6 protein-coding genes are annotated in these 6,529 nt (G+C 45.8%); all 6 read left to right on the forward strand.

What is annotated here, in order from left to right; genetic code table 11:
- The first annotated feature begins 118 nt into the window (after positions 1-118).
- The 6 genes from AB5026_RS18480 (at position 119) to AB5026_RS18505 (ending at position 6,059) form a co-directional block, all read left to right on the forward strand.
- On the forward strand, positions 119-892 hold the full coding sequence (locus AB5026_RS18480; protein WP_015525910.1) for an SseB family protein: 774 nt from the start codon (positions 119-121) through the stop codon (positions 890-892).
- A 72-nt stretch (positions 893-964) separates the two neighbouring features.
- On the forward strand, positions 965-1,342 hold the full coding sequence (locus AB5026_RS18485) for a GntR family transcriptional regulator (RefSeq protein WP_015525911.1): 378 nt from the start codon (positions 965-967) through the stop codon (positions 1,340-1,342).
- Between the two features lie 11 nt (positions 1,343-1,353).
- Positions 1,354-3,819 carry an ATP-dependent Clp protease ATP-binding subunit gene (locus AB5026_RS18490; protein ID WP_114001469.1) on the forward strand — a complete coding sequence of 822 codons (2,466 nt, stop codon included), beginning with the start codon at positions 1,354-1,356 and terminating at the stop codon, positions 3,817-3,819.
- Positions 3,820-3,915: 96 nt separating this feature from the next.
- Positions 3,916-4,329 carry a hypothetical protein gene (locus tag AB5026_RS18495; RefSeq protein ID WP_015525913.1) on the forward strand — a complete coding sequence of 138 codons (414 nt, stop codon included), beginning with the start codon at positions 3,916-3,918 and terminating at the stop codon, positions 4,327-4,329.
- The gene (gene radA / locus AB5026_RS18500; protein WP_368214118.1) at positions 4,323-5,696 is read left to right on the forward strand and encodes a DNA repair protein RadA; all 1,374 of its coding nucleotides are present in this window, start codon (positions 4,323-4,325) and stop codon (positions 5,694-5,696) included. The genes AB5026_RS18495 and radA overlap by 7 nt, the downstream gene beginning before the upstream one ends.
- Positions 5,697-5,816: 120 nt before the next feature.
- Positions 5,817-6,059: a hypothetical protein gene (locus AB5026_RS18505; protein ID WP_015525915.1), complete on the forward strand. Its 243-nt coding sequence runs from the start codon at positions 5,817-5,819 to the stop codon at positions 6,057-6,059.
- The last annotated feature ends 470 nt before the right edge of the window (positions 6,060-6,529 follow it).

A 6,529-nucleotide genomic window follows, 5' to 3' on the forward strand; every position in this document is an offset into this window, starting at 1 on the left:
GAAACACAGTGAGTAGTTACGAACATGAAAAGCTGGATGCTGACAGGGCACAACAGGAACCAACCATTTTCCTTGATGAGGTGTCGCATCCAAGTGATGAGGCAGAGAGGACAGAAAAATGGGAATCAGTGTAGAAGAAGCAATCCATGAGCTCAGAAACAGGGAGGAAGTATTTGTTGCATATTCACAGGCAACCAGACTTCCATATGTGACCTGTGATGAAGAAACATTTAATGACCAGGCAAGGATTTTTGCCACAGAAGAAGAGATCAAAGAATATGGTAAACAGCTCCTTGAGGATAAGATCCTTCTTATGGGCATGAAATATGAGAAAAAAGACTATCCAAGACTGTATGGTACGCTGTACGCGATCGGAGTGAACAGTGTGATCTGGATCGACGGAGAAGAGAAGATCGAGATTGAGATCGGAAAGATCGCAAACCAGAGAGATATGAGTAAGATCGAGCCGTCAAAGAGACCGCTTCTGAACCCGTCTCTTGAACTTTCCGGAATCTATTTTATGCAGGAATTGCGTCGCCCGGTAAAACAGGAAGAGCACAAGAATATCCGTGAGTTGGAAGAAGAGCTGATAGCAAACCTGCGTAAGGCAGAATTCCTGATCGCGATCAATGCAGAGCAGGAAGAAGATGGAAAGCTCCATATTCCGTATCTGAAAAATAAAGAGGATAAGATCATGCAGCCTGTGTTTACAGATGTTATGGAATTTGAGAAATTTGGAAGAGGCAAGAATCTCCGTGTTGCGAAAGTGACTATAGACAAACTTCCGAGCCTGATGATTCCGCAGGCAAACGCTTATGTGGTAAATCCAATGGGATTTAATCTGGTTCTTAACAAAGAACAGATAGAGAAGATTGCAGGGATCAGTAAATAAAAACAAAAATCACAGCAGGCTGCCAGGATGAAACTGTGCAGCCTTTTGCTGTTGTAGAGGAGAGATTACCCTATGGTGATAGAAATCGATTTTAACAGTGATGAGGCAATCTATATGCAGATCACCAATCAGATCATAATGGGGATCGCTACATCAAGGCTTCATGAAGGAGATACGTTGCCTTCTGTACGGCAGCTTGCAAGCATTGCAGGAATCAATATGCATACTGTGAATAAGGCATATGCGTTGCTTCGTCAGGAAGGCTTTGTGACTATTGACAGGCGAAAGGGAGCGGTGATCTCCATAGATGCAGATAAGGTCAGAGCACTGGAAGAAATGAAACAGAATCTGACAGTAGCAATGGCATGGGGATGCTGTAAAAATGTAACAAGAGAAGAAGTCCATCAGCTGGTGGACGAGATTTTTGACGAGTATGACACAGACAGATAGGAGGAGACATCATGCAGGAACGATATACAAAACAGGCAGAGAATGTTCTTGCTCTGGCAAAAGAGGCAGCCAGCTCCTGCGGACATAGTTATATCGGCACGGAGCATCTGCTGGTCGGGCTTGTAGAAGAAAAGGAGGGCACAGCAGGAAGAGTTCTGGAGGAGTTTGGTATCCAGGCTGATAAAGCGATGGCTCTGATCGATAAACTGATCGCACCGCCGGGAAATACGGCTGTTTCACAGAAACCGGGATTCAGTCCGAGAACCAGAAGAGTTCTTGAGGGTGCATATGCAGAAGCAGAATCCATGCGTTTTGAGGAAGTCGGGACAGAACATATTCTGCTGGCAATGTTGAAAGAAACAGACTGTGTGGGTACCAGACTGCTGTACACAATGGGTGCCAATATCCAGAAGCTTTATGCGGCAGTGCTGACAGCTATGGGAATGGACAGCGATGCCATTGCGGAAGAATTCCAGGCTGTAAAAGCTTCAAAGGGAAGAAACAGCAGTGTAACACCAACTCTGGATCAGTATAGCCGAGATCTGACGGCTATGGCAGAAGAAGGTAAGCTGGATCCTGTAGTGGGAAGGGATAAAGAGATTGCCAGACTGATCCAGATCCTGAGCAGAAGAACAAAGAACAATCCCTGCCTGACTGGAGAGCCGGGAGTAGGAAAAACGGCTATCGTAGAGGGACTTGCACAGCGGATCGTCACAGGAATGGTACCGGATACTGTGAAGGATAAGCGAGTTGTAGTTCTGGATCTTTCCGGAATGGTCGCAGGAAGTAAATATCGCGGTGAGTTTGAAGAACGTATCCGAAATGTGATCGATGAGGTAAGCGAACAGCAGGGAATATTGCTCTTTATTGATGAGATCCATACGATCATCGGAGCAGGTGGAGCAGAAGGTGCACTGGATGCTTCCAATATCCTGAAACCGTCTCTTTCCCGTGGAGAGATCCAGCTGATCGGAGCAACGACACTGGAAGAATATCGGAAATACATTGAAAAGGATGCAGCGCTTGAACGGCGTTTTCAGCCTATCATCGTGGAAGAGCCTACAGAAGAGGAGGCTGTTGAAATCCTGAAGGGGCTGCGCCCATATTATGAAAAACATCATGGTGTAGAGATTCTGGATGAGGCCCTTGAGGCGGCTGTAAAAATGTCCGTTCGTTATATCAATGACCGGTTTCTTCCGGATAAAGCCATTGACATTATTGATGAAGCAGCGTCGAAAGTACAGCTGGCGGGATATCGTCCGTCTCCGAAAGCAGAAGCACTGGAAAGAGAGATCCACGATATTCTGAAACAAAAAGAACAGGCAGTCATAAATGCAGATCTTGAAGGTGCAAAAGCAGCACAGGCAAAGCAAAATGAGGCGGAAGCAGAATTGGAAAAGATCCGAAGAAAGGCGGAGCGGAAAAATCGGAAAAATCCATTTACAGTTGATGAAGAGGCAGTTGCCGGTATTGTGTCTGACTGGACAAAAATACCTGTACAGCGTCTGACAGAGGGGGAATCCCGTAGGCTTGCAAATTTGGAAAAGGTTCTGAAAAAACGTGTGATCGGACAGGATGAGGCAGTTTCTGCAGTTGCCCGTGCGGTAAAAAGGGGAAGAGTAGGATTAAAGGATCCCGCAAGGCCTATAGGTTCTTTCTTATTCCTGGGACCTACCGGAGTGGGAAAAACGGAGCTTTCCAAAGCGCTGGCGGAAGCTGTATTTGGAAGTGAGCAGGCAATGATCCGTGTAGATATGTCCGAATATATGGAAAAACATAGTGTTTCTAAAATGATCGGATCGCCGCCCGGATATGTAGGCTATGAAGAAGGTGGACAGCTCAGCGAAAAAGTGCGCAGAAATCCATACAGTGTCATTCTTTTTGACGAGATTGAAAAGGCTCATCCGGATGTGTTTAATATTCTTCTGCAGGTACTTGATGATGGTCATATTACAGATGCTCAAGGCAGAAAAGTGGATTTTAAGCAGACGATCATTATCATGACTTCCAACGCAGGTGCGCAGATGATCATGGAACCGAAACATCTTGGATTTATGTCCGGAGATACGGAAAAGCGTGATTATGAACGTATGAAGTCCGGAGTGATGGAAGAAGTGCGGCGGATGTTTAAACCGGAATTTCTGAACCGGATCGATGAGATCATGGTATTCCATTCTCTGAATAAAGAAAATATCAGGAAGATCGTTACTATTCTTTTGAAAAACCTGGAAAAACGCTGTCAGGAACAGCTGGATATCATACTGAAAGTTACCGGAGCAGCTAAAGATCTTATCGCAGATGCGGGCTTTGACAGTAAATACGGTGCAAGACCGCTGCGTCGTGCGATCCAGACAAAGATTGAGGATGAGATGGCAACAGAAATCCTTGAAGGTCGGATCAAAGCCGGTGATACCGTACAGGTGAAGGTCAAAGACAAGAAAATCTACTTTGAAGTAAAAGATGCGGAGAAAGCGTAAGAATTTTATTACTTTCTATAGCCAAAAAAACAGAAATAAGTTATAATTAACAAAATTAAAACTATACAACGAAAGATTTCAGGAGGACATAAGATCATGGCAGTGGTACAGGAATTGATCCGCACAGAAGATAATGGGACTATCAGTTTTGGAGATTATGAATTAAATCAGAAATCCAAATTGTCGGATTATCAGTATCAGGGAGATATGTATAAAGTAAAAACATATAAGGAGATCACCAAACTTGAGCGTAATGGAATGTTCGTATATGAGTCTGTTCCGGGAACCAGTGTGTTCCATCTTCAGCAGGATGGAACAGCAATGAGTTTTGAGGTTCAGGGCTTTGAGGATTCTCAGATTACTGTTGAACTGGAAGCTGAGACAGAGTATCAGGTATTTATTGATGATGTAAGTACAGGTACAATGACCACAAACCTGGGCGGCAAGCTTTCTTTCAGTGTTGAACTGGATGCGAACACCAAAGCAGAAGTTAAAATTGTAAAATGCTAAAAAATAAAAAAACGGTTTATTTCTGTCAGGAATGCGGGTATGAATCAGCCAAGTGGATGGGGCAGTGCCCGGCATGCAAGGCATGGAATACTTTTGTGGAGGAAACGGTTTCTTCCAAAAAATCTTCCTCAGGGAGTATTAAAACTACACAAAAGAAAACGGAGCCTGTAATTCTGAAAGATATCAGTCTTTCTTCAGATGAACGTCAGAGCTGCGGAATCGGTGAACTTGACAGGGTGCTGGGAGGCGGAATCGTCCCCGGCTCCCTTGTTTTGGTAGGTGGAGATCCTGGTATTGGCAAGTCTACATTGTTGTTGCAGGTGTGCAGAAATTTATCTTCACAGGGGATTTCTGTTTTGTATATTTCTGGTGAGGAGTCTCTTAGACAGATCAAGCTCCGGGCAGATCGGCTTGGAACGTTTAATGATAAATTGAAACTGCTCTGTGAGACGAATCTTGAAAATATCCGGGAGATCATTGAGCGGACGAAACCAGATGTAGCTGTTGTGGATTCTATCCAGACGATGTTTCATGAAGATATTTCGTCTGCACCGGGAAGTGTTTCTCAGGTGAGGGAATCTACCAATGTACTGATGCAGATCGCTAAGGGTATGGGAGTGTCCATTTTTATCGTGGGTCATGTGACCAAGGAGGGAAATGTGGCAGGTCCTCGTGTACTGGAACATATGGTAGATACTGTGCTTTACTTTGAGGGAGACAGGCATGCTTCTTACCGGATCCTGCGTGCGGTGAAAAATCGTTTTGGTTCTACCAATGAAATTGGTGTTTTTGAGATGCAGAATTCCGGACTTGAAGAAGTGAAGAATCCTTCCGAGTTCCTTTTGAATGGAAGACCGGAGAATGCTTCGGGGTCTGTTGTTGCATGTTCTATGGAGGGGACGAGACCGATTTTGGTGGAGATTCAGGCTCTGGTGTGTCAGAGTAATTTTGGAATTCCGAGAAGAACAGCAGTTGGTACGGATTTTAATCGTGTGAATCTTTTGATGGCGGTTCTGGAGAAGAAGGCGGGAGTTCATCTTGCTGCTTCGGATGCTTATGTGAATATTGCGGGTGGCATGAAGATGACAGAGCCGGCGATCGATCTGGGTATTTGTCTTGCTATTATTTCCAGTGCGAAGGAGATCGTGATCCCGGATTCTGTGATGGCGTTTGGTGAAATTGGTCTGAGTGGCGAGGTTCGTGCAGTGAGTATGGCCGGACAGCGTGTGCAGGAAGCGAAAAAGCTTGGGTTTGAGACGGTGATACTTCCTGAGGTGAACCGGACGGCTACAGAGAGTATTAAAGGAATTAAATTGGTTTATGTGGCTGGGATCCGGGATGCGATTTCTTTTATCAGAGGGTTGTGAGTTCCCGGCAGGTTATTTTGAATAGGATCATGTGGTCAGCCGCTGTATGGTTTGTACGGCGGCTGTGTTTGGGTTAATAGATAAAAAAACATAGATGTAAGGGAAAGGCTGGTGTTGGTTATGGGTATTGGTAATATTGGAAATATTGGAAATATGATGAAGGTTATGAATGCATGGAATACATTTAAACAGAATCATCCGAAGTTTCCGGCATTTTGTAGTGCGGTTTCCCGGCGTGGGATTCGTGAGGGGAGCATTCTTGAGGTGACGTATATTAGCCCTGAGGGTGAGAAGCTGACTACGAATATTAAAGTGCAGGCCAGCGATCTTGAGTTGCTGAGAGAACTTTCTGGTGGTAATTGAGTTGAGCGGATAGCGAATGTTGATTATATATTGTATAGGTCTGTTTGACGGGTGTTTTGGTTTCGGTGTCTGGCAGTGTTGGAACTGCCGGGTGCCGTTTTTTTTGTTGGGATGGAGAGGGACGCCAGAGGAAGGTGGCATCGCTCCGGGGAGTGGATGCAGGCGGGGATGTTTTTGCGGTTTTGTGGGGTGGATGGAGAGGGACGCCAGAGAAAGGTGGCATCGGTCCGGGGGTGGATGCAGGCGGGGATGTTTTTGAGATTTTGAGAGGTGGATGTGGTTGAGGGACGCCAGAGGGAGGTGGCATCGCTCCGGGCAGGGACTCCGTCGGGGGATACTACTAGGGCTCCGTGAGACGGCTAAAAGCATTGTGGCAGGGCCAGAACTCGCCTCCGGCTCAGACAGCAGGCCCTGCCGCAATAACGCCGTCTCCCGCAGCCCAAGTAGTAATCACCCCTCCTCCGCAGCAG

The sequence above is a fragment of the Blautia sp. RTP21359st1_E11_RTP21359_211015 genome, assembly GCF_040910705.1.
In the GTDB taxonomy this organism is placed as follows: Bacteria; Bacillota; Clostridia; order Lachnospirales; family Lachnospiraceae; genus Blautia_A; species Blautia_A fusiformis.